This is a genomic window from Campylobacter mucosalis (assembly GCF_013372205.1).
Classification (GTDB): Bacteria; Campylobacterota; Campylobacteria; order Campylobacterales; family Campylobacteraceae; genus Campylobacter_A; species Campylobacter_A mucosalis.
This window is the reverse complement of sequence record NZ_CP053831.1, coordinates 1,091,164-1,116,842: the sequence shown is the minus strand read 5'-3', so window position 1 is coordinate 1,116,842 and position 25,679 is coordinate 1,091,164. Positions and strand designations below refer to the sequence as shown.

Genomic DNA, 25,679 nt, shown 5'->3' with positions numbered 1-25,679 from the left:
GCAATGGGTAAAAACACTCTTTTAGCTGTTGTTTTGCTCTTGCTTATTTTAGTGGGTATTAGCGGTGTTTATCTGTATAAATTTGCAAACTCAGACACCGCCTCCCTATCTAACGATACGACTACTACATATCAATCAAAAGAGAATTTAACCAAAGAGCAACAGACAAGCTGGGTAAAAGATCTTGCTGGGCTTGGCAAAAAAGAGTATGTGTTGCCAGTAAATGAAATTTTTATACACTATAAGCGTAAAAACAAAGAGCCTCAAAAGACTGCGTATCAGCTTTTCATTGATAAAAACGATGTTTATTCTATGTTTTGTTTGACGCAGACTCTAAAAGATAGCAATGTTGATTTTACAATTATTAAAGACGGCGTAAAGAGTCAAATTTTTTTAAATACGCAAGACTCTGAGCTTTTGCAAAAGATTATTTTAAAGCTTAGAAAATACGATATAGATACAAGTGTAACGGAGGTAAAGATATGAAAACTATCATAGTTTGCGATGCTATTCACAAGGCTGGTTTTGAAATTTTATCTAAAGAGCAAGACATAAAAGTCATAGACGCAGTTTCTACGCCAAAAGATAAGCTTTTAGAAATTTTAGGCGAAGCCGATGTTGCCATCACTAGAAGCTCGACCGATGTTGATGAGAAGTTTTTAAATTCGGCAAAAAGGCTAAAAGCCGTGGTTCGTGCCGGGGTTGGCGTTGATAATGTCGATATAGACGGCTGTTCACGTCGAGGTATCATAGCTATGAACGTGCCTACGGCAAACACTATAGCAGCCGTTGAACTTACTATGGCTCATATGTTAGCAGCCGCAAGGTCTTTTCCGTATGCACACAATGATTTAAAAGTAGATAGAATTTGGAAACGCGAAAAGTGGTATGGAGTTGAGCTTTTTAATAAAACTTTAGGCGTCATTGGCTTTGGTAACATAGGCTCACGAGTCGCAGTCCGTGCAAAGGCTTTTGGTATGAATATCATCGCCTACGACCCTTACATTGACCCTGCAAAAGTGATCGATATGGGCGGTGTTTATACTGCAAATTTTGATGATATTTTAAAATGTGATTTCATCACAATCCACACGCCAAAAACAAGAGAAACAACCGATATAATAGGCGAAGCTGAAATTTCAAAGATGAAAGACGGTGTCAGGCTGATAAATTGTGCTAGGGGTGGACTTTATAATGAAGAGGCTCTTTATGACGGACTAAAAAGCGGTAAAATCGCCTTTGCTGGTATTGATGTATTTTCAAAAGAACCAGCTATAAACCATCCACTTTTAGATTTGCCAAATGTGAGCGTCACGCCACATCTTGGTGCAAATACGCTTGAAAGCCAAAGAAATATCGCAATAGAGGCAGTTGAACAAGCCATAAGTGCGGCTCGTGGCATAAGCTATCCAAATGCGCTAAATTTGCCTATAAAAACGGATGACCTACCGCCGTTTGTTGAGCCTTATGTCGAGCTTGTTAGCAAAATGTCATTTTTGGGTGCTCAAATAAATAAAAAGGCTATTAAAGCTATCAGGGTTGAAACAGAGGGGCAGATTGGAGAGTATGCAAAATCTATGCTTACATTTGCCATTGTTGGTGCCTTAAGAGAGAGTCTTGGCGATAGCATAAATTATGTAAATGCGAAATTTTTGTGCGATGAAAAAGGCATAACAACAGAAGCAATAGTCGCACCAGAGAGTGGATATAAAAATAAAATCAGCGTTAGAATAACAACAGAGAGCGATGTTGTGACTATTGGTGGAACGGTTTTTGGTGAAAATGAGCAACGCATAGTTAGTGTAAATGGCTTTAAGACCGACTTTAAGCCAAAAGGTAAAATGATAATATTTAAAAACCACGATATACCAGGGGTTATTGCAAGTATTAGTGCTATTTTGGCGGCTGATAAGATAAACATCGCCGACTTCCGCCTTGGCAGGGATAATCACGGTATGGCACTTGCTGTTATCTTGGTTGATGAGCATATTAGCAAAGAGTTGCTATCTAAACTAAATGCGATAGACGCTTGTGTCTGGGCGTCTTACGTTGTCGTTTGATAATTTAAAAGGTGAAATTTTGCAAAGATATCCTACTAAACAGATAAAAATTCGCAACGTCCTAATCGGTGGCGACGCCCCAATCTCGGTGCAGTCAATGACATTTTCAAAGACAAAGGATGTCAAAGGCACACTAGAACAAATCAATCGCCTTTATTTTGCAGGTTGCGATATCGTTAGGTGTGCCGTGCTTGATAAAGATGACGCAAATGCTCTAAAAGAGATAGTGGCACAAAGTCCATTGCCGGTCGTGGCTGACATACACTTTAACTACCGCTTAGCTTTAATCGCAAGTGAGTTTGTAGATGGTGTGCGTATAAATCCCGGTAATATCGGCTCAAAAGAGCGGATAAAAGCGGTTGTAGAGGCGTGTAAAGAGCGAAATTTGCCAATTAGAATTGGTGTAAATTCTGGCTCACTTGAAGAGCAGTTTGAGCAAAAATACGGCAGAAGTGTTGAAGCAATGGTGGCTTCGGCACTTTATAATATAAAATTATTAGAGGATTTTGGCTTTACTGATATTAAAATTTCACTAAAATCAAGCGATGTTGCTAGGACGATGAGAGCTTATGAAGAGCTTCGTCCAAAGGTTATCTATCCATTTCATCTTGGCGTTACCGAAGCTGGGACGACCTTTCACGCTACGATAAAGTCGGCAATCGCGCTTGGAGGGCTTTTATTAAAAGGCATTGGCGATACGATGAGGGTTAGCATTACAGGCGAACTTGAAGAAGAAATAAAGGTTGCAAAGGCGATTTTAAAGGATAGTGGTCGTCAAAAAGAGGGGCTAAATATCATCTCTTGTCCGACTTGTGGGCGTTTGCAAAGCGATTTGATGAGTGCTATAAAGCTTGTTGAAGAAAAAACTAAACACATAAAAGAGCCACTAAATGTAAGCGTAATGGGCTGTGTGGTAAATGCTATTGGCGAGGCAAAGGGTGCTGACGTGGCAATAGCCTTTGGCAAGGGCAACGGGCTAATAATGCGTCGTGGGGAAGTGGTGGCAAAGCTAAAAGAGAGTGAGCTAGTTGATCGCTTTTTAGCAGAGATTGATGATGAGATAAAAAGTAGGCAGTAATGGCAAAAAGTAAATTTGAAAACATAGACCTTCATAATCTTTACGATCTTGATATGGAGCGTGCAATCCTAAGCTCAATAATACTTAATAACGACGCTCTGAGTGAAATTTACGATACTATCAAGGCCGATGACTTTTATCTAAAAGGCCATAGCGATATTTTTCGTGCTATGATTGAGTGCTTAAACACCGATCAGCCAATAGCAACGACGTTTTTAAAAAATAAGCTTGGCGATAAATTTGATGAGAGTATAATGGGCGAAATTTTAGGCACAAACGCCATTATTGACATTGAAAAATATGCTGTTGAGCTTAAGGAAAAATCTGTTAAACGCGGACTTGTCAAGATAGCTCAGGGTATGCCAAGCAAGGTAAATGAGGATAAGCAAAGCCGTGATATGGTCGATGAGATTAGCGCTGATTTATACTCATTAGTTGACAGTCAAAAGAGTGGAGCGATAAAAAATAGTCCACAAATAGTTGAAAATTTGGTTGAGTATCTTAAAAAACAAGCCCAGCTTGACGGACAGGCAGTGGTCGGACTTAGCACTGGTTTTCGTGCATTAAACGAAAAGACAAACGGCTTTAAACGTGGCGATTTAGTCATAGTTGCGGCTCGTCCTGGTATGGGCAAAACCACGCTTTGTTTAAATTTTATAAATCAAGTTTTAAAAGAGAATTTGGGCGTGGTGTTTTTCTCGCTTGAAATGCCAGCAGAGCAGATTATGATGCGTATGCTTTCGGCTAAAACTTCTATACCGCTTCAAAATATAATTAGTGCAAATATGAGCGATGAAGAGCTTACAAATTTAAACAATGCGTGTGAGGAGATGAGCCAAAAAAAGCTCTTTGTGCACGATTCTGGATATGTAAATATCCATCAAGTTCGCACTCAAATGCGAAAACTAAAGTCGGCTCATCCTGAAATTTCACTTTGTGTTATTGACTATATCGGACTTATGATGAGTACGAGTAATTTTAGTGAGCGTCATTTGCAGATAGCTGAAATTTCACGTGGCTTAAAACTACTTGCAAGGGAGCTTGATATGCCTATCATCGCACTTTCTCAGCTTAATAGGGGGCTTGAAAATAGGGCAAATAAGCGACCTATGTTAAGCGATTTAAGGGAGTCTGGAGCGATAGAGCAAGACGCTGATATGATACTTTTTGTTTACCGCGAAGAGGTTTACAAAGAGCAAGAAGAGCGTGAAAAAGAGCAACAAGCAAGAGCTGACGGCAAAGAGTATAAAAGTAGTTTTGAGCGTAATAAGATTGAAGAAAAAGCAGAGATTATCATCGGCAAAAACCGAAATGGTGAGCCTGGGCACGTTGATGTAGTGTTTCAGTCTAGATATACTCGCTTTGTTGATCCGGTTAGTCAGCCTGTTGCCGAGGTCGCTTTTAGCGGATAGTGAAGCTTTTTTATACGCCAAAAGAGTTGATGCTTTTTTGGCTCTTTATTTTTGCACTGTTTTTTGTAAATTTATTTAGCGAATTTTTACGATATAGCGATTTTATGGACGCAGGAGAGCAGGATATAAAGGCTGTTGTGCTTAGAAGCTATGTTAAACAGAACAATGGTTTGTCTTACTCTGTTTTGCATTTAAAGTCAGAAAATTTTAGCTTTTATACAACTTCAAGATCAAAATTTAAACAAAACGATTATTTAAACCTCACTATCCACTCTGTTGATGTGAAATTTTTAGATTTTATCTCAAATAAATTTTATATGCCAACAAGCTATGTCAAAATCAAGCCATACAAACACTCGCCAACGCTTAGAGATAGCCTTATATCTGCTATAAATTCCCAACACCAAAACGCAAAAATATCCGAACTTTACTCGGCTTTGTTTTTAGCAGATAGTATCTCAAAAGAGCTTAGAGATGATGTCACGTTGCTTGGCGTTAGTCATCTTGTCGCAATAAGTGGATATCATTTAGGCGTCATATTTAGTCTTATATTTTTGCTTTTAACTCCCATTTTAAGACCACTTTATCAGAAATTTTGCCCTTGGAGAGATTATAAATTTGATATTTTTATACTCGCTTTTGTGATTTGTGTATTTTATTTTTTACTGCTTGGGTTTGTCCCTAGCTTTTTACGTGCTTTTTGTATGGCAGTTTTTGGATTTTTTATGCTTTTAAGAGGGATAAAAATTTTAAACTTCCAAACACTTTCAACTTGTGTTGGAATTTGCATTGCTTTATTTCCTAGTTTGCTTTTTAATATCGGCTTTTATCTATCTTGTATGGGCGTTTTTTATATTTTTATCTATTTAAAATACTTTAAAGATCGTTTTGGTTTTGTGGCTCACTCTGTGTTTTTAAATTTTTATCTGTTTTTTGTTATGCAAATTCCAGTTTTATTTTTCTTTCCCATTATCTCGTTTGCCCAGTTTTTGGTTATCCCTGCTAGTTATGCTTTTATCATCTTTTATCCAGCCAGTCTTGTTTTTCATCTAGTTGGTTTTGGCTCTGTTTTTGATGATTTGTTGCTTAAATTTTTAAATTTTAAGGCGGAATTTATTAGCGTCGATATTAAAATTTATGAGTTTTTGGTATTTAATGCACTCTCAATTTTGGCTATAAAATTTAGACTAATTGCTGTGATTTTGCCTATTTTTGGTATTTTAAAATTTACTCTTTTGATTTAAAAAGGCACAAATTTTAAAGCCATAAAGAAAGATAATCCAAGAGATGTAGACCCACAAAAAGAAAAGTAGCATAATCGAAAATGAACCATAAATACTAAGATATGTTTTGTTATGAAGTGCGTAATACACAAAAAGTGACTTTCCAAGATACCAAACGAGCGATGTTATAAACGAGCTAAAAAGGGCATTTTTAAATTTAACTGGCTCACTTACTGAGATTAGATATGTCACGCAAAATATCACCCATATTATCAGATATGGAAACACGCTTAGAAAATTTATGGAGCTTGTATATTCGTTGGAGTTTAAAATATCTTGAAAGATACTTGATAGATAAAAACTAAGAGCTAGTCCCATTGGTGCAAGTGTTATAAGCGTCCAATACGAGCTTAACGAGCTCCAAAAACTTCGGTGTTTTGTGTTCATTATTTTATTTACAACGTGTTCGTAGTCCATAAAAAACATAGCCGAGGTAAAAAGTATGGCTATAAAGCCAATTATCCCTAAATTTCCGCTATTTTGCAAAAAAGTTTGGATGTATTTGCTTATCACATCTTGATGAGTTGGAAGCATTGATGAGAACATAAAATCCTCGATTTTTGAGTAATAAACCTCAAAAACCGGAAGCTTTGTAAAAAGTGAAAAGCTTAGCAGTAAAACGGGTATAATTGACATTATCGTATGAAAACTAAGGCTAGAGGCATAGTGCATAAGCTCCTTGTCTTTAAAACCTGATAAAATTTTAAATGCCAGTTTTAAACCACAAAGGAGCTTGTTTATCATTGTTCTAGTAGGCTATCGTAGTGTGCGTCGTAGTTGTTGATATGTTCGCTATCAAGTTTGTAAAATACTGTGTCGATATCTTTTACCCTTGTATAAAATGGTAATTGGTAATACTCAACCTCGCCACTTTTAAACTCCTTTAAAACCTTAAAACTTTGGCAATCAGCAAATACGCTTTTTGAGTCCATAGCTATAAAAATCAGTCCAGCCGCACTTTGTGAGCACATCTTTCTAAAGTCGTCGCGACTAGGATTTGGCTTATAGTTGTAGCTTAAGTATGCTCCCACTAAATCTGGATGAATAAACGTAACATCTCTAAACACACCCACAACTTCGTTGTAAATTTCTTTATTTGGGGCGATTATGATTGAGCGTGAGTATAGATAGTTTAGTACGACCATATCATCGGTTTTTGGTGCTATGCCAGGCAATGGAAGAGCCCTTTGCTCTAGTGTATCAAACACCTCAAAACGAACCTTTGCAAAACCACTAGATTTTGAAACTACACTCGCTCTAGCGATAATCGAGCGGTCGCTTGAGTTAAATTTGTGTATTACTATACCGCTTGAACCAACGATAATATCAGGACTATCGATTATAGTAGCTGTATCATCATCGTCAATGCTAATAATTGGAGTTTTATACTCCCTTAATCCAAGATCAGCCCCAAAAACTAGTGCTGTAAAAAGTGTTAGTGTAAGTAAAATTTTTTTCAAATTCCTATCTCCTGCTGTGATTTTTTAGCTGATTATAGCTTAAAATGCTTTATTTTTTGCAAAATGTAAGAAAAATTTTAGTAACATACACAGAAATTTTTATATTATTTTTTAAGGACGCCGATGATCAGAGCGACGCTCTTTTTAGTATTACTGATTGTAAATTTATACGCTTTAAAACCTAGCGTAGAGGAGCTTAGCTGGGAAAACGGCACACCATTTTTAGGATTTTTAGAAAAAAATAAAATTCCTCTTTCTATTTTCTATGGACTCTCAAGCGAAGATCAAGAGTTAGCGGCTGAAATTTCAGCTGGTGTAACCTATCAAATTTTAAGAGATAGCGACGGATCGATAGCCCAAGTTTTAATACCAGTAAGCGATGAGCTTCAAATGCATATCTATAAAGATAGCTCAAATGTCTATCGTTTGGATTTTATACCGATATCTTATCAAAGTGAAAATGTTATACTAAATATAGAAATCACTCGCTCTGTAACTGAAGATATTTACGAATACACCGGTTCAATCGGTCTTGCAATTGCATTTAGGGACGCTTTTAAGGGCGAAAAAGGGATTGATTTTAAAAAGATACAAAAGGGCGATAGGGCAGTTATAGTTTATAGTCAAAAAAGGCGTATGGGGCGTATTTTTGGCACTCCTGAAATTTATGCAGCGTATTTTCAAACTAGAGGCAAACAGTATACGATGTATAAATTTGAGGATAAATTTTATGATAAAAATGGTAAAGAATATGATAAATTTTTCCTTATAAGACCAGTTCTTAACGCTCGTATCACATCTCCATTTACGCTAAAACGATACCATCCAATACTTCGTAGATATCGTGCTCACTTGGGTGTAGACTATGGTGCTCCACGTGGTACTCCTGTACGTTCTGCTGGAGATGGAAAGGTAAAATTTGTCGGCACAAAAAATGGATATGGCAAGGTTATAATAGTTTCACACGCTGGTGGATATGAGACGCTTTATGCACATTTAAATGGCTTTGTTAAGGGTATAAAAAGCGGACAGAGTGTAAAACAGGGCGTAAATATAGGCTTTGTCGGAAGTAGTGGTATGAGCACTGGACCACATCTGCATTTTGGACTTTATAGAAATAATAAGCCAATAAATCCAGAAAGTATGCTAAAAGTTGCAAAAAGTGTGGTTGATAATAAAGATACAAAGAAATTTAAACAGATTGTAGCCCAATATGACTCTGTGATTAAAAAGAGTATCGATACAAATACAAGTGTGCCAAAAGAGCAACGCTTTGAAAATTTAGTTGAGATTAGGGAAAAAAATGAGCGTTGAGTTAAGCGAGGCTAAAGAGCTTATAGATCTGCATTTAGATGAACACTCCACTCAAGAGCTTAGCGCATACGATCTTGCTCAGCACTTAAAGACTATCAAAAATCACGATGAAGAGCTTTACTCTAGCTACCTAAAACGCCTAGATCCTGAAAGTCTTGGCGATGTGGCCATAGAGCTACCAGAGTCGCTCTTAAAAGATGTCATAGAGACGCTACCTAGCGAAAAGATTGTAAAGGCTATTGAAGAGCTTGAGAGCGACGACGCTACCGATCTTTTACAATATATCGAAGAGATAGATGAGAATAAGGCAAAGGAGCTTTTTGATGGTCTTGATAAGGACAATCAAGCTGAAATTTTACGCCTTAGAAGTTATGATGATGATGAAGCTGGTGCCTATATGCAAACCGAGCTTTTTTCTGCCATTTTGGCTGAAAAAACAGGCGATGCGGTAGCTAGACTTAGAAGACAAAAGGAGGCTGGAGAGTTAGAGAACGTATCTCAGCTTTTTATAATCGAGCCAGATAGAACGCTTAAATTTGCTATACCGCTTGAAGAGCTTATTTTGTTTGATTTCTCAAAGAGTTTAGAACAAAATTTAAAAAGTAGAGACGAGGAGGATTTTAAGCCTCATACGGTGCTTGATAGTGATGATATACACGATGTAGTTGGTATAGTAGAGGATCACGACCTAAACGTTGTGCCGGTTGTTGATAGTAGGGGTATTTTACTAGGTCGTATCACGGCTGATGACATTCACGATTTTATCCAATCTAGTGCAACTGAGCAGATGTATAACCTAGCTGGTGTTAGTGATGAGGCTGAAGAGGATGATACTTTAGTCGGTGCTGGCAGGGCTCGTGCCTTTTGGCTTATGATAAATTTATGCACCGCTATTGTTAGCTCATTTATAGTTGGTATGTTTGATGAGACGATAGCTTCGTATGTCGCGCTTGCCGTGCTTATGCCAATAGTCGCTTCTATGGGTGGAAACACTGGCACTCAAGCACTTGCGGTTACGGTTAGGCGTATTAGTCTTGGAGAGATTGAGTTTAGCGACGCAAAGAGCGTTTTAAAGCGCGAAGTTAGCATATCTTTGATAAATGGTCTTATTTTTGGTGTTGTTATGGGTGTTATTGCTTGGATGTGGTTTTCAAAGCCGCTTCTTGGCGTGGTTATTATGCTTAGTATGCTTATAAATTTATGCTTAGCGGGATTTTTTGGGACGATAATACCGCTTACTTTGAAGAAATTTGACATCGATCCTGCCGTTGGTTCATCTGTTGTTCTTACGACTTTTACTGATTGTATAGGGTTTTTTAGCTTTTTAGGACTTGCAAAATGTATGCTGGTATAAGTGATCTTAAAATTTTACCACTAGAAAATGGCAAATATCTAAAGCCGTTTCGTATGAAATTTACACAAAATGGCAAAGAGCGCGACTGGGAGTGCGTTAAAGCTATGAGTAGCGTATCTGCGTTGCTTTATCATACGCAAATGGATTCGTTTTTGCTCGTTAAGCAGTTTAGACCGGCTGTTTGGTACTCACAGCACGAAGAGGGTATCGCTACTAGTGAGCCAGGATATACGTATGAGCTTTGTGCTGGTTTGCTTGATAAGGGCATTAGCAAAGAGCAAACTATAAAAGAGGAAATTTTAGAAGAGTGCGGATATGCCGTAAGTGATGTGACGCCTATTGTGATGACGTATGGTGCTTTTGGCTTTAGCGGAAACACTCAAAGTATGTTTTATGCCACTATAGATGAAAGTATGCGTGTAAATAGCGGTGGCGGTGTGGCTGGAGAGGAGGAGATAGAGCTTGTCTTTATACCTCGCTTGGATATGCTTAGCTTTTTATTTGATGAGAGTAAGCCAAAGGGTTTTGGGCTACTTTTTGCCTACTTTTGGTGGGAGAAAAATTTAAAGGAAAAATTTGTCACACCTTAGCTCTTTTTCGCAGGATATTTTTGTATTTGTATGTGTCGTAGTTGTCGCATTTTTAATAGATCTTTTTGCTCATAAAAAAGATGAGGTCATAACACTAAAAAGTGCTGTGTATTTTTCTATATTTTGGGTTGGCGTATCTGTCGCTTTTGGCGGATATCTTTATGTGGCTGAGGGTAGTGAATTTGCGAGTCTATTTTTTGCTGGATATGCGCTAGAAAAGGCGCTTTCTGTTGATAATTTATTTGTTATGATGGCGATTTTTAAGTGGTTTAGCGTGCCTGAAATTTACCGCCATAGAGTGCTGTATTATGGGGTTTTAGGAGCCATTGTATTTAGGCTTATTTTTGTTCTTATAGGCACATCGCTAATGGCACTTAGCCACTGGGTTGAAGTGATTTTTGCTTTTATCATAGCATACACGGCGATTGTTATGCTAAAAGGTGGCGAAGATAAGGGCGACGAGGACTACTCACAGCATTTGGCGTATCGTTTGGTGCATAAATTTTTCCCAGTTTTTCCGCGTCTTGTCGGACATAAATTTTTTATTACTCGTGAATTTTTACACCAAAATTTAAAGCAAAATGTCGCCAAAAGCGGTGCTTTAATAGCAACTCCGCTATTTTTGTGCCTTTGTGTTGTCGAGCTTAGCGATATTATGTTTGCTTTTGATAGCGTTCCAGCCGTGATTGCGATTAGTAGCGATCCGCTTATTGTTTATTCGGCGATGATTTTTGCTGTGCTTGGACTTAGGACGCTATATTTTGTTCTTGAGGCGCTTAAAAATTATCTGATACACCTTGAAAAAGCGGTTATTGTCTTGCTATTTTTTATCGCTATCAAGCTGTTTTTAAACGCCACTTCTCATATTTTTGGGTTTGGTTTTGAAATTTCGCCAAATATGAGCCTAATGGTGGTTTTAGGTGTGCTTTTTTGTGGGATTGTTAGTAGTTTTATCTTTAAAAAATAGGGGGTTTTATGAGAAAGGTTTTATTGTTTTTTAGTTGCTGTTCTTTGGCGTTTTGTATGGCTTCAAATGACGGTGTGGGCGTTATAGCAAGTGAGCCGATATTAGACGGCGAGTATGCAAAGTCTGCTAAAATTTTTGAAGAGTCTTGTAAAAAGGGTAGCAAGATGAACTGCTATAACTTAGCGAAATTTTACGAGCAGGGCAGAGGCGTGATAAAAAATGAAGATATGGCAAAAAAGCTGTATCAAAAGAGTTGCGATATGGGGCTTGGGCTATCTTGCACTGCTCTTGGTAGATTAAACGAGAGCGATGAAAAGGTTTCGCTGGGATTTTTTGAAGATGGGTGTAAAAAGGACGATGATGATGGCTGTATGGCTGCAGCTAGAATATACTCTAAAAATTTAGACGCCAAAAAGGCAAAAACGCTATTTGAAAAAGCCTGTTCTTACGGCAATGAAAATGGCTGTAAGGCAGCACAGGGGCTATAAATTTTGTGCTACCTTTTTGGTAGCACGACTAAAACAGCCCTTTTATAAGTCCCTTTATAGCGTCTTTGTTGCTATTTTTATCTATGATTTTATCAAGACCTTCTATTAGTTTTTCCTTTAAATATTCCGATTTTACCGAGTATTTTGGCTCTTTGCTTGTGCCTGTGATATCTATTTTAGCGTCCGTTTTTTCGTATCTAAAATTTAGTGGGATATTTATGGCGTCAGTTATGGTGTTAAATACAGCCGAAGTTGCGTTTATGTCGCTTCTTTGGGCTGTCATTGCCATATCAAAATTTACTATGCCCTTTTTTATCGTCCCGACAACATATCCATTTTTATAAATTTCAGTCGTGATATCTCGTCCGCTAAACGCTTTTATCGTGTTTGTAAAGTCGTTTTGAGGCAATCTGCCCTCTACTATATCCATCTCAAAAACGCCATTTTGTGATTTTATGTCGTATTTTAGCTCGGCATTGCCCTTGCCGTTGTAGTAGTTGCTTTGACCAAGCATATCGGTAAGCTCTTTAAATGAAAATTTGCTCAAATTTACATTTAGGCTGTCATTTTCAAGAAGTGCCTTAAGGTCGCCGTTAAACAGCTTTGAAGTTGCCGTTGCCTTTAAATTATCGCCACTTTTTTGAGCCTTTATATTTATGTCAATTTTACCAAAAAGCTCTTTGTTGCTTAAAAATTTTAGCTTTCTTAAATCGCCAATATGTGCGTTAAGGTCGGCTTTTAAATCGCCACTTTTTGTGTCAAAATTTCCAGTTATATCTTTTAAATTTACAAGATCGCTTAAAATTTCAGCACTAAAATTTGCTATATTTTTTGTAATTTTTATACCTGAAGTAGCGTTAAATTTTATGCCGTTTGGAAAATTTGCCACAAACTCACTCATATTTTTTGAGTCAAACTCTCCATTTTTAAGGCTTAATGCAATATTGCCGTCTAGATTTTTAGTATCTAAAATAATGTCTGAGTTAATTGTCGCATTTGCAACTGGTTTTTGTCCAAGCAACAAAAACAGCTCTTTTAACTTTATGTCGTTTGCCTTTGCATTTAGCTTTTCACCTTTTAAATTTGCGTCTATCGTGCCACCAAGTCCGCTGACTATGGTTTTTAAATTTACGAGCCTATTTTCTAAAAGCTCAACATCGCCACTTGCTTTTAGTGTGCCATTTAGCTTTTGTTTGATTATTGGCTCAAGCCTAGAAAGATCGTTTAAATTTATATAAAAATCGCTATTTATGGCATTTTTTGAAATTTCATAGCTTGTGTTTTTAGTATTTAGGGTAAAAATTTGAGAGCTTAATTCGCTTTTTGCGGTTATCAAATTGTCATTAATTACCGAATTGATCGTGCCTTTTACGCTAAAATCGCTAGGTAAATTTATGTTAAAATCCCTTAAAATTTCCTTGCTATTTGCAGCGATATTATTTAGTAAAATGTCCGCCTTGCCACTTCTTTTGCCGTTTTCATCTTTTATGTCGGCAACTATGTCAATGTGACCTTTTGCATAGTTTTTTTGCTTTATAAATGCCAGAATTTCAGAAATTTCAAGTTTTTTTGCGTCTATTTGTGCGGTAAAAGGTTTGTAGTCTTTAATGTTTGCTAGAAAGCTTATATTAGAGCCAAAAATTTCTCCAAGCCCGTTTACATCAAAATCATTAAACCTGCCTTTGGCTTTACCATTTACTAAAATCGGTTTTAGCAGTGACATATTTGTCATTTTTAAGCTGTTTGCAGTGACGTTATAATCAAGGTCAAAACTTTGTGAAAATAGCGAAATTTTGCCATCTAGATCCAAATTTATCTCACCATTTATTGTGGTGGCTAGGCTAACTTGATTTATCCCTAGCTTAAATTTGCTAAATTTTAGCTCCACTCCACTATCTTTTGCTCTTTTTTCAACCTGTTTTGCAATAAAATTATTGCCAAAAGATGTAAAGCAAATAGTGCAAATCGCACACAAAAGAGCAACAAATAAAACCAAAATGTAAGTAAAAATTTTCATTTTTTATCCTTTTAATATCAAAAAAGTTGAGCCAACAAGACTAATATATTGACTTATTTTTAAAAAAATGCTAATATTTCATCACTCAAAAATAAAGAGTGCTAAAATTTAAAAAACCATAAAGGATGAATATGAACTTTCAACCATTAGGAAAACGCGTTCTAGTTGAGCGTGTGGAGGAGACAAAAACCACAGCTTCAGGCATTATTATACCTGATAATGCAAAAGAAAAACCTTTAAGCGGTAAGGTTTTGGCAGTAAGCAGTGAAGTAGAGAACGTAAAAGTAGGCGAAAGTGTTGTGTTTGGAAAGTATGCAGGCACCGAGATAACACTTGATGGCAAGACGCTTTTAGTTTTAAACATTGATGATGTTTTGGGTGTAATTAAATAAATTTAAAAGGAAAAAGATATGGCAAAAGAAATTTTTTACTCAGATGACGCTAGAAATCGCCTTTATGAGGGTGTAAGAAAGCTAAATGACGCTGTTAAAGTTACAATGGGACCACGTGGTAGAAACGTGCTAATTCAAAAAAGCTTTGGTGCGCCTAGTATCACAAAAGACGGCGTTAGTGTTGCAAAAGAGGTTGAGCTTAAAGATACGATAGAAAATATGGGTGCGAGTTTAGTTCGCGAAGTGGCTTCAAAGACAAACGATCAAGCAGGCGACGGCACGACAACAGCGACCGTTTTAGCTCACGCAATCTTTAAAGAGGGGCTTAGAAACGTTACAGCTGGTGCAAATCCGATTGAAGTAAAACGCGGTATGGATAAGCAAGTAGCCGCACTTGTTGATGAGCTAAAAAACATCTCAAAAAAAGTTTCAGGCTCAAAAGAGATCGCACAAATTGCTACAATCTCAGCAAATTCAGATGAGAGTATCGGCAAATTAATTGCTGATGCAATGGAGAAAGTCGGTAAAGACGGCGTTATCACCGTTGAAGAGGCAAAATCTATAGAGGATGAGCTAAATGTAGTTGAGGGTATGCAGTTTGATAGGGGTTATTTAAGTCCGTATTTTATCACAAACACCGAGAAAATGCAGGTTGAGCTAAGCAGTCCGTTTATACTTTTATTTGATAAAAAGATTACAAATTTAAAAGATCTGTTACCTGTTTTGGAGCAAATTCAAAAGACTGGCAAACCACTTTTAATCATCGCAGAAGACATTGAGGGCGAGGCGTTAGCGACACTTGTTGTAAATAAACTTCGTGGCGTTTTAAACATTTCAGCTGTAAAAGCACCGGGCTTTGGCGATAGAAGAAAGGCTATGCTTGAAGATATCGCTATTTTAACAGGTGGCGAAGTCATAAGCGAAGAGCTTGGCAGAACGCTAGAGAGTGCTACTTTGCAGGATTTAGGACAGGCTTCAAGCGTTGTGATTGATAAAGATAACACAACTATCGTAAATGGTGCTGGTGAGAAGGCGGCGATTGATGCTAGAATTAATCAAATCAAAGCACAAATTGCTGAAACAACAAGCGATTATGATAGAGAAAAGCTTCAAGAGCGTTTGGCAAAACTTAGTGGCGGCGTGGCTGTTATTAAGGTTGGGGCTGCGACTGAAACTGAGATGAAAGAGAAAAAAGATAGGGTTGATGACGCACTAAGTGCGACACGTGCGGCTGTTGAAGAGGGTATTGTCGTTGGCGGCGGTTCGGCTCTTATTTTAGCTTCAAAACGCGTAAAACTAAATTTAAGTGGCGATGAGGCTATTGGTGCTGAGATAGTTCGCCGTGCCTTACGTGCTCCACTTCGCCAAATCGCTGAAAATGCAGGGTTTGACGCTGGTGTAGTTGCAAATGCTATTGAAACAAGCACAAACGATAATTACGGCTTTAACGCTACGACTGGCGAGTATGTTGATATGTTTGAAGCTGGTATTATTGATCCGGTTAAAGTTGAGCGTGTTGCACTTCAAAATGCCGTATCTGTGGCTAGTTTATTGCTAACAACAGAGGCTACAATAAGCGAAATTAAAGAGGATAAACCACTCCCTGCAATGCCTGATATGGGCGGTATGGGTGGAATGGGCGGTATGATGTAACGTCCAAAGGCAGGGGTGCTTGCCCCTGCTTAAAAGTGCTTGTTTTAGGCTTTTGTAAACATTTTACCCCCCCCTATTTTTAACTTTTATTTAATATGTTTTTTGCTAGTATTTACGCAATTTTATTCAGGAAATTTACAATTTGAATTTTAATAATATTTTTAGAGAATACGACATACGCGGAATTTATGAAAAAGAGCTAAACGAAACTAGCGTCAAGGCTATTGGCTATGCACTTGGTTTAAAGATGACGCAGCTTGGCGTAAAGAGCCTAAGTATCGGCTATGACGCAAGACTTAGTGCGGATATTTTACTAAAATGGTTACTTAGTGGATTAAACAAAGTTGGCTCATTAAATATCTATGAGATTGGCTTGTTACCTACGCCAGTTGGCTATTTTAGCGTTTATGCCGATTTTTTTGACGCAAATATAATGATAACTGGCTCACACAATCCAAAAGAGTATAACGGCTTTAAAATCACGATAAAAAAAGATAGCTTTTTTGGGGCGGATTTACAAGAACTAGGCAAAAAAGTAAGCCAAATAATCGCTTCAAACGAGCAAATTCCTGATAATTTTGAACGCAAAAAGATGGATATTTTAAGTCATTATGTGAAATTTTTTGTAAAAGAGTTTTGGGCGTTAAGACTTTTTAGTAAAAATTTTGTCGTTGATTGCGGAAATGGTGCGGTAGGCACAGCTTTAATGCCGATTTTAGAAGAGCTTGATTTAAATGCAAAAGTCTTGTTTCACGAGCCAGATGGCAACTTCCCAAACCACCATCCAGATCCAAGCGAAAAAGAAAATTTGGCTGACGTTTTTAAAACGATGAAAGAGAGTGAGATTAAGCTTGGTTTTGCCTTTGACGGCGATGGCGACAGGATCGCTGTCATCACACCAAAACGCAACATAAAAGGCGATGAATTAGCATATCTTTACACACTAAATATGCAAAATCCGCGTGTGCTTGGCGAGGTTAAATGTTCACAGATTATGTATGACGAGATAGCTAAAGTCGGCGAAGTTTTTATGGGCAAAACAGGTCATAGTAACATCAAAAAGATGATGAAAGAGCTTGATATTGACCTTGCTGCCGAGGTTAGCGGACACATTTTCTTTAAAGAGCGATATTTTGGCTTTGATGACGCACTTTATGCGATGATGAGAGTGCTTGAACTCGTGCATAAGGGCGTTGATTTGGATGCTGAGCTTGATAAAATGCCAAAGATGTTTAGCACTGATGAGATTAAGATAAATGTAAGCGAAGAGAGTAAATTTAGCATAGTTGAGAATTTTAAAAACGCCATAAAAAGTGGCAAAACTGACTTACCGGAGATTGAGAGTATTATTGAGATTGACGGCATTAGGATAAAGTTTAAAGACGGCTGGGCTTTGGTGCGCGCTTCAAACACAACCCCTGTGGTTGTAACTAGATTTGAAGCGAAAAATGAAGAATTTTTGAGTGAAATAATAGATAAAATTTTAAAACTAATAAAAGAAATTTAATGACAAATATTGTTCTTTGTGGCGGAGGTGGAACTAGGCTTTGGCCTTTAAGTAGGAATCTTATGCCTAAACAGTTTGTTAAAATCTTTGACGATAACTCGCTATTTGAGCTTACGATTAAGAGAAATAGTAAAATTTGTGATGAATTCTTGGTTGTTTTAAATAGTGAACACTATTTTTTAGTGCTTGATTTAATGTCCAAATTTGCACTAGATAAAAATATAAAATATCTTTTAGAACCGGTTGCCAAAAACACAGCTCCAGCGATAGCTTTGGCATGTATGGCGCTGGATAGAGATGAGATTGTTTTAGTAACGCCTTCTGATCACTTAGTAAAAGATGAAGTAGAGTATAAAAAATCATTACAACAAGCTAAAGTCTTAGCGGATTTGGGGCATTTGGTCACATTTGGTATCGTGCCTAGTGAAGTTAAAACAGGTTTTGGCTATATAGAGGCGAAAGATGAAAACTCGCAAGACGTTTTAAGATTTCACGAAAAGCCAGATTTTATTACGGCGTCAAAATATATAAAAACAGGCAAGCATTATTACAACAGTGGTATTTTTATGTTTAAGGCTGGTGTTTTTTTAGATGAACTTAAAAAATATGCACTAGAGATTTATAATAGCTCGCTAAATGCATTTAACAATGCCGAGATAAGGGACTATATTAGGATAAAAGCATCAGATATGCATTTTATTCCCGAAAACTCAATCGATTATGCTGTACTAGAAAAGTCAGATAATATAAAGGTCGTAAAAACAGATATGAATTGGTCGGATGTGGGTAGTTTTGATGCACTTAGCGATGAGTTTTTAAAAGGTGAAAATTTTAATGTAAAAAGCCAAAACTATATTGCGTTAAATTCTAGAAATAATTTTGTACTTAGCAAAAGAAAAATAGCCACTATTGGTTTAGAAAATTTTATCGTTATTGATGACAAAGACGCCCTTTTGATAGCCAAAAAAGGAGAGACTGAGAGAGTAAAAGATATTGTTAAAATTTTAAAAGATCAAAATGATGATATCGTGAACGTGAATTTAATGGGTTATAGACCTTGGGGAACGTATGAAATTTTAGAACAACAAAATGGATATAAAATTAAACGTATAGTTGTAAATCCAGGTTGTAGATTAAGTTTGCAAAAGCATTTACATAGAAGTGAACATTGGATAGTTCTTGATGGCACAGCTACGATTGTAGATGGGGGGGGGTCGCGAGAGCTTAGGAAAAATGAAAGTACGTATATAAAAATAGGGCAAATTCATCGTCTTGCAAATAATGGTAAAAAACCTCTTATAATTATAGAAATTCAGGTCGGTAAATATACAGGCGAGGATGATATAATCCGTTTTGAAGATGATTATGAAAGGTTTAAATGAGCAAAAGAGTAGCGCTTATAACTGGTATAACTGGACAAGATGGTTCTTATTTGGCTGAATTTTTGTTAAAAAATGATTACGAAGTTCATGGCATTAAAAGGCGAAGTTCCCTTTTTAATACAGATAGAATAGATCATCTGTATCAAGATCCACACGAAAATAACCTAAAACTACATCTGCATTATGGTGATATGACAGATAGTATGAATTTAGCAAAAATCATACAAGACACACAACCAGACGAAATTTATAACCTAGCAGCAATGAGTCACGTTCATGTATCGTTTCAGACACCTGAATACGTTGCAAATGCTGATGGCACAGGAACTCTTAGAATTTTAGAGGCTGTAAGGTTGCTCGGATTAGAGAAAAAGACAAAGATCTATCAGGCTTCTACTTCTGAATTATATGGTAAAGTTCAAGAGATACCTCAGAGCGAAAAAACACCATTTTATCCAAGAAGCCCTTATGCGGTAGCAAAGATGTATGCATATTGGATAACTGTAAATTATAGAGAGGCTTACGGAATGTTTGCTTGTAATGGAATTTTGTTTAACCACGAAAGTCCAGTAAGAGGCGAAACATTTGTAACAAGAAAAATCACAAGAGCTGTTTCAAAAATAGCACTCGGGCTTGAAAATAGGCTATATCTAGGTAATCTTGATGCAAAAAGGGACTGGGGACACGCAAAAGACTATGTGAAAATGATGTGGATGATTTTACAAGCCCCTGAGCCAGAAGATTGGGTGATAGCGACTGGTCAAACCACTGCTGTTAGAGATTTTGTCAGATTTGCTTTTGAGTATGTCGGTATGACTTTGGAATTTAAAGGCGTTGGCATAGAAGAGGTTGGTGTTATAAATAAGATTGATGCAAATAGAAGTAGTGAATTAGGGCTTAATTTATCTCACCTAAAACAAGGAGATATTGTAGTTTGCGTTGATCCAAGGTATTTTAGACCAACAGAAGTTGATTTGCTTCTTGGAGATCCAAGTAAAGCGGAGCAAAAGTTAGGCTGGAAGCGAGAGTTTAATCTGCAAAATTTAGTAGATGATATGATGAAATCGGATTTAAAGCTTATGAGAAAAGATATCTATCTTAAAAATGGTGGATATAATGTAATGAGGTATTATGAATAAAGATAGTAAAATTTACATAGCTGGTCATACGGGTTTAGTAGGCTCTGCTTTGGTTAGAAATTTAACATCAAAAGGATATAGTAATCTACTTTTAAAAACACACTCACAGCTTGATTTGACAGACCAAAAAGCAACGGAGGAGTTTTTTTATGCGCAAAGACCAGAGTATGTGGTCCTAGCTGCTGCAAAAGTTGGTGGCATTGTAGCAAATAATAAATATAGGGCTGATTTTATATATGAAAATTTGGCAATTCAAAATAATGTAATACGTTATTCATATAAACATGGTGTTAAAAAATTATTATTTTTAGGGAGCACTTGCATATACCCAAGAAACGCACCGCAGCCTATGAGCGAGGATTGTTTATTAACTGGTCCATTAGAATACACAAATGAACCATACGCTATTGCTAAAATAGCTGGTATAAAAATGTGTGAAAGTTATAATCTGCAATATGGAACAAATTTTATATCTGTAATGCCTACAAATTTATATGGACCAAATGATAATTTTGATTTAGAGACATCGCACGTTTTGCCAGCTTTGGTAAGAAAATTTCACTTAGCGAAGTTACTGAATGAGCAAAAGTATGATGAAATATTAAAAGATTTAAAAATGCAAAATCTAGATGAGGCACTTGCTTATCTTAATAAATTTGGCATTTTTAAAGATAGAGTTGAGATATGGGGAAGTGGTGAGCCAAGGCGTGAATTTTTACATTCTGATGATATGGCGGATGCTTCTATTTTTATTCTAGAAAATATAGATTTTAAAGATTTGTGTGATAAAAATAGCAAAGAAATAAGAAATACACACATAAATATAGGTACAGGAAGTGATATTTCTATTTTAGAATTAGCAAATATGATAAAAAATATCGTGGGCTTTAAAGGCGAGATAGAGCTTGATACATCAAAGCCTAATGGAACACTGATAAAATTAAGTGATTGTTCTAGACTTAATAATCTTGGCTACAAGCATAAAATTTCATTACATGAAGGCATAAGAATGGTTTATGAGTGGTATAAAAATGAAAATTTTAATAACAACTGAGCAGTTTTATCCATTAAAAACTGGTATGGCAAGTAGCGTTGGTGCACTAAGCGAACAACTTGTGTCATTAGGGCACGATGTTTTGGTAGCTACTGGCTATCAAAATAGGTGTTTTTCAGAGCATAACGGTGTAAAAATAGTAGAATTTAAGATACGTGGTGGATTTTTTCATTATCATTATGAAGGTAATGAAAAACAAAAGTATATAGATTTTGTTAAAAATTACGAATGTGATGTGATGATAAATGAATGCACTCAAATTTGGAGCATGGATTATTTACTAGATTATTTAGATGAGTTAAAGGCAAAGAAAAAATTCTTACATTCACACGGATTTTCGCTATACAGAAAGTTACTTCGCTATAAGAGAATTTTTATAAATTTTAAGTCTATTTATAAGGTCTATGCTTATTATAAAAAGTTAAGCAAAATTTTTAAAAAATATGATCATATATTTTTACTTCATGAAAACACAAGCGGAAGCGAGTTTTTAAAAAAACATGGTTTATGTCATTACTCTTTTTTATCAAATGGCATTAGTTCCGATTTTATGGCACCATATTTTAAAGACTTTAAAGATAGAAAACACATTATAAATATATCAAATTATCAGCCTTTAAAAAATCAAGAGTTTTTAATGGAGTGTTACTGTAAGAGCAAGTCATCGCTTAAATATTCACTTAAATTAATTGGCGATAGTGGAGAATTATATCTGTCAAAGCTTAAAAATTTAAAAGCCAAATTTGATAAAAAGTATGGCTTTAGGAATGTTGAGTTTTATTTTAAAATTTCACGAGAGCAGACCGAGAAGTTGCTTAATGATGCTGTTTTGTTTTTACATTCTAGTAAGCTTGAAGTTTTTCCTATGGTTATTGTTGAGTCTATGGCAAAAGCTGTGCCATTTATAAGTTTAAAAGTCGGCAATGTATTAGCACTAAACATGAGTTATTTTATAAAAAAGATAGATGAAATTTTGGGTGATGAAGATATGTGGGAAAAAGAGGCAAAGTTAGTTTATCAAAAAGCAAAAGATGGGCTTAATATAAAGCAGATAGTTGCTAAATTTAATGATGAGTTTTTAAAATGATAATAGTAAAAATAGTTGGTGGTTTGGGTAATCAAATGTTTTGCTATGCTTATGCAAAAATGCTTTCGATTGGCGGATATAATGTAAAAATGGATACCTCTGTTTATAAAACTTACAAGCTTCATGGCGGATACCAGCTAGATAAATATAATATCGATTTAGCTACTTTAAGCGGTAACAAAAATGCTAAGTTTTATAGCAATGGTGTAGTTTTTAAAATTTTAAAAAAGTTTGGACTTTTAAAAATAAAGCGAGAAGAAAGTTTGCTTTTTGATGAAAGTTTCAAAACACCAAATGATAAAGTCTATATAGAGGGTTATTTTCAAAGTGAGAAATACTTTTGTGATATTAAAGATATTTTGTTAAATCAATTTGTATTAAAAACAACGCTATCAAATTACGCCATTAGCATAAAAGATAAAATTACGCAAAATAGTTGCTCTATTCACATTAGACGAGGTGATTATTTGTTAGGCAAAAATATAAACTATCATGGTGTTTGCGATTTAAAATACTATCAAGATGCTACTGATTTTTTAGAACAAAAATGTGGAGATTTGACATATTTTATCTTCTCAGATGACATAGAATGGGCAAAAGGAAATCTAAAACTAAACAATGCTTTTTATGTTGATAGTAGCGATAGGCTACCGCATGAAGATATTTACCTGATGAGTTTATGTCAAAATAACATAATTGCAAATAGTACATTTAGTTGGTGGGGTGCTTACTTAAATCAAAATCAAAATAAAATAGTCATCGCTCCAAAAATTTGGTTTAGTAATGCCAAACTTCAAAGTCAAACTAGTGATTTAATCCCAAATGAATGGATAAGAGTATGAAAAAAATCTCAATAATAATCCCTATCTATAACTCATCATCTTTTTTACAAAGATGCGTAACTTCGCTTTTAGAGCAAGATTTTAAAGATATTGAGTATATTTTTATAAATGATGCTTGTACTGATGATAGCATGAGTATTTTAGAAAAAACCATAAAAACGGGGGGGGTAGGATATGATTTTAAAATCATTAACCACCTACAAAACAAAGGCTCGCAGCAAACTAGAAAAACTGGTCTTGATAATGCTAGTGGCGAGTATGTTTTATTTGCCGATAGTGATGATTTTTATGAGCAAGGCATGATAAGTGAAATGATAAATCTAGCTATCACACAAAATGCTGATATGGTTGTGTGTGATATGATTTTTGAATATAAAAATAGACAAATATACGTCAGAGAAAAATATAACAAACTAAGAGAAAACGAGCATTTAAAAGCATTAATTGGTGGTTTTATACTCCCATCACTTCCAAATAAACTAATAAAACGTGATCTTTTAAAAGATATTAAATTTGCTAATTTTAGCTACGGAGAAGACCAATACCTGATGGCTCAAATTTTTAACATAGTTAAAAAAGTAGCTTATATACCAAAGCCATTTTTTCACTACAATAAGCTAAATAAAAATAGCCTGAGTACAAAAATTAATCAAAGGACAATTGATGATTTAAAACTCATGCACTTAAATTTGCTTGATTTTTTAGAAAGCATCGGTGCTAATAGTGAGATTATTAAACTCCATAGGGCTAGACTTATTAAGATAGTATTTTATAATGTAGAGACAAATTTGATAAACGCATTAAAAAGAATAGATAAAAAAGCAGTAAATATATTTTTAATACTTAGCTCTAAAAACTACACTTTTGTGCAAAAAATAGTTTCTTCATTGCCATTTTTTGGTTTGGAGTTTTTGTTTAGGATAGTTAGACAAATTTTTAGAAATACAAGAAAAAATTAGCGTTTAATTTTGTATTTTAAAAGTCCATTTACAGTGTAGTGTAAAAAGTAGTAAATGCTTTTTAAGAGACCTAAATTTTCATGGTTTCTATAAACTTTCCACTGATACTTTGCCATTTTTAGCTTATTTGATGAAGTTTGATTTTTGTAAATTCTATAATCTAAAAGCGGTTGCTCTATACCTTTAACAATTTTTAGTGTCTTTGTGATTTCAAGCCAAGTTACGTAGTCCTCCCTATTTTTAAAGTTTTGCATAAAGATCTTACCTAGTTTGTTTGTATCATATATCACACTAGAGCACCCAATAGAGCAAGTTTTAAGTAAATCATTGTGCGTAATTTCTAGATTAGTTTTAAATTCTCCTATTTTTTTGCCTTGTGTGTCTATTAAATCATACGAGCTATAAGTAAAAGCTAAGTTAAATTTAACTAAAAATTCAACTTGTACTTTAAGCTTATTTGGCTTAAAAATATCATCACTATCTAAAAAGGCTATATATCTACCTTTGGCTACTTTTGTAGCGATATTTCTAGCCTTTGCTGCCCCCCCCCGTAGACTATTTTTGATAAATATTATTCTTTTATCATTAAAACTAGATGCTATTTGTTCTATTTCATTTTGGTTTAACGAGTTATCGTCAACAATTATAAGCTCCCAATTTATATAAGTTTGATTTACTACTGAGGCAATTGCATCTTTTATAAAACCTTGCGAATTATATGAAGGCATAATGATTGAGACTAAATCGCTCATTTTTGCCCCAAAATATATCTTTTGCCAGCCATCATTAAATTTAAAGCCCTTAAAAAGCTGATATTATTTTTTTTATATAATTTATATTTTCTAAACAAAAACTGAACTATTAAGATATTTGAATATCTTTTTGACATTTTGGCAAATATTGCACCCCTATTAAACAAAAACTCACTATCAAGGCCTCTAAACCACGTTGATTGCCTTATATCTAATTTTTCTCCAAGTTTAACTTGTATACCTTTTGTTTTTGCACCCTTTTTGAGGCACTCAAAAAGCAAGATATTTTCCTCTCCGCTACCAAATTGAGCTCCGCTACCAAACTGCTCGTCAAATTTTATATTTTTATCTTTTAAGAATTTAAAATCAAAAATTATTTGCGGTGTCATAAGTCTCATTGAGCCTATGTAGCCTATTTTTTTAGGCGAAGTATGTATAAAATTTTCCCGTCCGTCTCGTTTGCCATTTCTTGTAACGCTAAAAGCAAAAATATTATAAAAGCTGTTTAAATTGCTATTTAAAATTTCTAAATAGTTATCAACAAACTTAAAATTATCATCGGCAAAATATATAAAATCAGTATCTAAATCTGCTAAACTTAGCCCTAAATTTCTGCTTTTACTTAGTCCTTTTGAAGTTGTATGTATGATTTTTACATTAAAATTTTCAAAGCTTAACATCTCGGTACTATCATAGTTTGTTTGATTTATAATAATACAGTCAGTTTTTACATTTAGTCTTTTTATAAGTTTATTTGGTTCTTTTAAATCCATCGTAGAAACCACAATGCAAATTTTAGTCAAATACAAACTCCCTAGCTCTTTTATGCCTCTTGTAATAGTTTTAGGCACCATGTAAAAAATCTTGTTGATTATATCATTTTTTCTTT

At 35.3% G+C, this 25,679-nt stretch carries 24 protein-coding genes; 19 read left to right on the top strand and 5 right to left on the bottom strand.

Annotated features, from left to right (window positions below):
- The first annotated feature begins 3 nt into the window (after positions 1-3).
- Genes CMCT_RS05875 through CMCT_RS05855 form a run of 5 tightly spaced genes read left to right on the top strand, consistent with a single transcriptional unit; the run spans position 4 to position 5,794 of the window.
- Entirely contained in the window at positions 4-486 is a 483-nt protein-coding gene (locus tag CMCT_RS05875; RefSeq protein ID WP_034969645.1) for a hypothetical protein, read from the top strand.
- Entirely contained in the window at positions 483-2,060 is a 1,578-nt protein-coding gene (gene serA / locus CMCT_RS05870) for a phosphoglycerate dehydrogenase (protein WP_034969643.1), read from the top strand. Before CMCT_RS05875 ends, serA begins: the two co-directional genes overlap by 4 nt.
- A 19-nt stretch (positions 2,061-2,079) precedes the next feature.
- The gene (gene ispG / locus CMCT_RS05865; RefSeq protein ID WP_034969640.1) at positions 2,080-3,138 is read left to right on the top strand and encodes a flavodoxin-dependent (E)-4-hydroxy-3-methylbut-2-enyl-diphosphate synthase; all 1,059 of its coding nucleotides are present in this window, start codon (positions 2,080-2,082) and stop codon (positions 3,136-3,138) included.
- Complete coding sequence (locus CMCT_RS05860) at positions 3,138-4,550, top strand: replicative DNA helicase (RefSeq protein WP_034969636.1); 1,413 nt, start codon at positions 3,138-3,140, stop codon at positions 4,548-4,550. Before ispG ends, CMCT_RS05860 begins: the two co-directional genes overlap by 1 nt.
- A gap of 29 nt (positions 4,551-4,579) precedes the next feature.
- Complete coding sequence (locus CMCT_RS05855) at positions 4,580-5,794, top strand: ComEC/Rec2 family competence protein (RefSeq protein WP_034969693.1); 1,215 nt, start codon at positions 4,580-4,582, stop codon at positions 5,792-5,794.
- Here CMCT_RS05855 and CMCT_RS05850 read toward each other — a convergent pair.
- Together CMCT_RS05850 and CMCT_RS05845 are read right to left on the bottom strand one after the other, a co-directional pair.
- A complete protein-coding gene (locus tag CMCT_RS05850) occupies positions 5,771-6,577 on the bottom strand; it encodes a YihY/virulence factor BrkB family protein (protein ID WP_082198668.1) in 807 nt (268 codons plus the stop codon). The genes CMCT_RS05855 and CMCT_RS05850 overlap by 24 nt on opposite strands.
- Complete coding sequence (locus CMCT_RS05845; protein ID WP_034969633.1) at positions 6,574-7,293, bottom strand: plasminogen-binding N-terminal domain-containing protein; 720 nt, start codon at positions 7,291-7,293, stop codon at positions 6,574-6,576. The genes CMCT_RS05850 and CMCT_RS05845 overlap by 4 nt, the downstream gene beginning before the upstream one ends.
- Positions 7,294-7,416: 123 nt before the next feature.
- On the opposite strand from CMCT_RS05845, the gene CMCT_RS05840 reads away from it, so the two are divergent.
- From CMCT_RS05840 to CMCT_RS05820, 5 genes are read left to right on the top strand one after another with little or no spacing between them, the layout of a single operon-like run.
- Positions 7,417-8,607, top strand: coding sequence for a peptidoglycan DD-metalloendopeptidase family protein (locus tag CMCT_RS05840; RefSeq protein WP_034969630.1), 1,191 nt, complete (start codon positions 7,417-7,419; stop codon positions 8,605-8,607).
- A complete protein-coding gene (gene mgtE, locus CMCT_RS05835) occupies positions 8,597-9,961 on the top strand; it encodes a magnesium transporter (protein WP_034969628.1) in 1,365 nt (454 codons plus the stop codon). Before CMCT_RS05840 ends, mgtE begins: the two co-directional genes overlap by 11 nt.
- Positions 9,946-10,551, top strand: coding sequence for an NUDIX hydrolase (locus CMCT_RS05830; protein ID WP_034969626.1), 606 nt, complete (start codon positions 9,946-9,948; stop codon positions 10,549-10,551). The genes mgtE and CMCT_RS05830 overlap by 16 nt, the downstream gene beginning before the upstream one ends.
- Positions 10,538-11,518 carry a TerC/Alx family metal homeostasis membrane protein gene (locus CMCT_RS05825; protein WP_034969624.1) on the top strand — a complete coding sequence of 327 codons (981 nt, stop codon included), beginning with the start codon at positions 10,538-10,540 and terminating at the stop codon, positions 11,516-11,518. Before CMCT_RS05830 ends, CMCT_RS05825 begins: the two co-directional genes overlap by 14 nt.
- An 8-nt stretch (positions 11,519-11,526) precedes the next feature.
- Positions 11,527-12,006 (top strand): tetratricopeptide repeat protein, encoded by a 480-nt coding sequence (locus CMCT_RS05820; RefSeq protein WP_034969621.1) that lies wholly within the window; start codon positions 11,527-11,529, stop codon positions 12,004-12,006.
- A 28-nt stretch (positions 12,007-12,034) separates the two neighbouring features.
- On the opposite strand, the gene CMCT_RS05815 is transcribed toward CMCT_RS05820, so the two are convergent.
- Positions 12,035-14,023, bottom strand: coding sequence for an AsmA family protein (locus CMCT_RS05815; protein WP_034969618.1), 1,989 nt, complete (start codon positions 14,021-14,023; stop codon positions 12,035-12,037).
- Between the two features lie 131 nt (positions 14,024-14,154).
- Here CMCT_RS05815 and groES point away from each other — a divergent pair, with 131 nt between their 5' ends.
- The 9 genes from groES to CMCT_RS05770 all read left to right on the top strand — a co-directional run bounded on the left by groES (position 14,155) and on the right by CMCT_RS05770 (position 24,038).
- On the top strand, positions 14,155-14,415 hold the full coding sequence (gene groES / locus CMCT_RS05810) for a co-chaperone GroES (protein WP_034969615.1): 261 nt from the start codon (positions 14,155-14,157) through the stop codon (positions 14,413-14,415).
- An 18-nt stretch (positions 14,416-14,433) separates the two neighbouring features.
- Complete coding sequence (groL, locus tag CMCT_RS05805; RefSeq protein WP_034969614.1) at positions 14,434-16,068, top strand: chaperonin GroEL; 1,635 nt, start codon at positions 14,434-14,436, stop codon at positions 16,066-16,068.
- Between the two features lie 142 nt (positions 16,069-16,210).
- On the top strand, positions 16,211-17,575 hold the full coding sequence (locus CMCT_RS05800) for a phosphomannomutase/phosphoglucomutase (RefSeq protein WP_034969611.1): 1,365 nt from the start codon (positions 16,211-16,213) through the stop codon (positions 17,573-17,575).
- Positions 17,575-18,957 (top strand): mannose-1-phosphate guanylyltransferase/mannose-6-phosphate isomerase, encoded by a 1,383-nt coding sequence (locus CMCT_RS05795; RefSeq protein ID WP_176325062.1) that lies wholly within the window; start codon positions 17,575-17,577, stop codon positions 18,955-18,957. The genes CMCT_RS05800 and CMCT_RS05795 overlap by 1 nt, the downstream gene beginning before the upstream one ends.
- Positions 18,954-20,096 (top strand): GDP-mannose 4,6-dehydratase, encoded by a 1,143-nt coding sequence (gmd, locus tag CMCT_RS05790; RefSeq protein ID WP_034969608.1) that lies wholly within the window; start codon positions 18,954-18,956, stop codon positions 20,094-20,096. Before CMCT_RS05795 ends, gmd begins: the two co-directional genes overlap by 4 nt.
- Complete coding sequence (locus tag CMCT_RS05785) at positions 20,089-21,150, top strand: GDP-L-fucose synthase family protein (RefSeq protein ID WP_034969605.1); 1,062 nt, start codon at positions 20,089-20,091, stop codon at positions 21,148-21,150. The genes gmd and CMCT_RS05785 overlap by 8 nt, the downstream gene beginning before the upstream one ends.
- Positions 21,113-22,237, top strand: coding sequence for a glycosyltransferase (locus CMCT_RS05780; protein ID WP_034969602.1), 1,125 nt, complete (start codon positions 21,113-21,115; stop codon positions 22,235-22,237). Before CMCT_RS05785 ends, CMCT_RS05780 begins: the two co-directional genes overlap by 38 nt.
- Positions 22,234-23,079, top strand: a complete 846-nt coding sequence (locus CMCT_RS05775; RefSeq protein ID WP_034969600.1) for an alpha-1,2-fucosyltransferase — start codon at positions 22,234-22,236, stop codon at positions 23,077-23,079. The genes CMCT_RS05780 and CMCT_RS05775 overlap by 4 nt, the downstream gene beginning before the upstream one ends.
- On the top strand, positions 23,076-24,038 hold the full coding sequence (locus CMCT_RS05770; protein WP_169753263.1) for a glycosyltransferase family 2 protein: 963 nt from the start codon (positions 23,076-23,078) through the stop codon (positions 24,036-24,038). Before CMCT_RS05775 ends, CMCT_RS05770 begins: the two co-directional genes overlap by 4 nt.
- On the opposite strand, the gene CMCT_RS05765 is transcribed toward CMCT_RS05770, so the two are convergent.
- Both CMCT_RS05765 and CMCT_RS05760 read right to left on the bottom strand, forming a co-directional pair.
- Positions 24,035-24,790: a glycosyltransferase family 2 protein gene (locus CMCT_RS05765; RefSeq protein ID WP_034969595.1), complete on the bottom strand. Its 756-nt coding sequence runs from the start codon at positions 24,788-24,790 to the stop codon at positions 24,035-24,037. The genes CMCT_RS05770 and CMCT_RS05765 overlap by 4 nt on opposite strands.
- A complete protein-coding gene (locus tag CMCT_RS05760) occupies positions 24,787-25,593 on the bottom strand; it encodes a hypothetical protein (RefSeq protein ID WP_169753262.1) in 807 nt (268 codons plus the stop codon). The genes CMCT_RS05765 and CMCT_RS05760 overlap by 4 nt, the downstream gene beginning before the upstream one ends.
- Between the last annotated feature and the right edge of the window lie 86 nt (positions 25,594-25,679).

Excerpts from the sequence above, each read along its gene's own strand:
- CMCT_RS05875 (WP_034969645.1), top strand. The coding sequence starts at position 4 with ATGGGTAAAAACACTCTTTTAGCTGTTGTTTTGCTCTTGCTTATTTTA.
- serA (WP_034969643.1), top strand. The coding sequence starts at position 483 with ATGAAAACTATCATAGTTTGCGATGCTATTCACAAGGCTGGTTTTGAA.
- CMCT_RS05860 (WP_034969636.1), top strand. The coding sequence starts at position 3,138 with ATGGCAAAAAGTAAATTTGAAAACATAGACCTTCATAATCTTTACGAT.
- CMCT_RS05855 (WP_034969693.1), top strand. The coding sequence starts at position 4,580 with ATGCTTTTTTGGCTCTTTATTTTTGCACTGTTTTTTGTAAATTTATTT.
- CMCT_RS05850 (WP_082198668.1), bottom strand. The coding sequence starts at position 6,577 with ATGATAAACAAGCTCCTTTGTGGTTTAAAACTGGCATTTAAAATTTTA.
- CMCT_RS05840 (WP_034969630.1), top strand. The coding sequence starts at position 7,417 with ATGATCAGAGCGACGCTCTTTTTAGTATTACTGATTGTAAATTTATAC.
- mgtE (WP_034969628.1), top strand. The coding sequence starts at position 8,597 with ATGAGCGTTGAGTTAAGCGAGGCTAAAGAGCTTATAGATCTGCATTTA.
- CMCT_RS05830 (WP_034969626.1), top strand. The coding sequence starts at position 9,946 with ATGTATGCTGGTATAAGTGATCTTAAAATTTTACCACTAGAAAATGGC.
- CMCT_RS05820 (WP_034969621.1), top strand. The coding sequence starts at position 11,527 with ATGAGAAAGGTTTTATTGTTTTTTAGTTGCTGTTCTTTGGCGTTTTGT.
- CMCT_RS05815 (WP_034969618.1), bottom strand. The coding sequence starts at position 14,023 with ATGAAAATTTTTACTTACATTTTGGTTTTATTTGTTGCTCTTTTGTGT.
- groES (WP_034969615.1), top strand. The coding sequence starts at position 14,155 with ATGAACTTTCAACCATTAGGAAAACGCGTTCTAGTTGAGCGTGTGGAG.
- groL (WP_034969614.1), top strand. The coding sequence starts at position 14,434 with ATGGCAAAAGAAATTTTTTACTCAGATGACGCTAGAAATCGCCTTTAT.
- CMCT_RS05795 (WP_176325062.1), top strand. The coding sequence starts at position 17,575 with ATGACAAATATTGTTCTTTGTGGCGGAGGTGGAACTAGGCTTTGGCCT.
- gmd (WP_034969608.1), top strand. The coding sequence starts at position 18,954 with ATGAGCAAAAGAGTAGCGCTTATAACTGGTATAACTGGACAAGATGGT.
- CMCT_RS05785 (WP_034969605.1), top strand. The coding sequence starts at position 20,089 with ATGAATAAAGATAGTAAAATTTACATAGCTGGTCATACGGGTTTAGTA.
- CMCT_RS05780 (WP_034969602.1), top strand. The coding sequence starts at position 21,113 with ATGAGTGGTATAAAAATGAAAATTTTAATAACAACTGAGCAGTTTTAT.
- CMCT_RS05775 (WP_034969600.1), top strand. The coding sequence starts at position 22,234 with ATGATAATAGTAAAAATAGTTGGTGGTTTGGGTAATCAAATGTTTTGC.
- CMCT_RS05770 (WP_169753263.1), top strand. The coding sequence starts at position 23,076 with ATGAAAAAAATCTCAATAATAATCCCTATCTATAACTCATCATCTTTT.
- CMCT_RS05765 (WP_034969595.1), bottom strand. The coding sequence starts at position 24,790 with ATGAGCGATTTAGTCTCAATCATTATGCCTTCATATAATTCGCAAGGT.